Consider the following 320-nt stretch of genomic DNA (forward strand, 5'->3'; position numbering starts at 1 on the left):
GTGATTGTCACTGATGCCACTGGCGCTGTGCAAACCTTAACCGCGACGGTACTGGCAGATGGTACGTGGTCGGTGGATGTACCGACCCCACTTGCAGAGGGCACATTCCAAGTGGATGGCAGTGTCACTGATGCGGCAGGTAATACCGCGTCTGATACTGAAAACGGCGGAGTAATTGACACTCAAGCGCCTACTTTTGATATTGATCCGTTGGCTGCGACGAACGACAGCACCCCAACCATCACCGGTAGCAGTGATGAAATTGGCGGGCTGGTGAGCATTACGGTCACCGATGCCAATGGCGATATACAAACCTTAAC

At 53.4% G+C, this 320-nt stretch carries 1 protein-coding gene; it reads left to right on the forward strand.

The window, feature by feature from the left end; genetic code table 11:
* On the forward strand, positions 1–320 hold a 320-nt coding region (locus tag H5187_RS24145; protein ID WP_182798533.1), incomplete at both ends, for an Ig-like domain-containing protein.

The sequence above is a fragment of the Pseudoalteromonas sp. SG44-1 genome (assembly GCF_014164315.1).
GTDB classification, from domain to species: Bacteria; Pseudomonadota; Gammaproteobacteria; order Enterobacterales; family Alteromonadaceae; genus Pseudoalteromonas; species Pseudoalteromonas rhizosphaerae.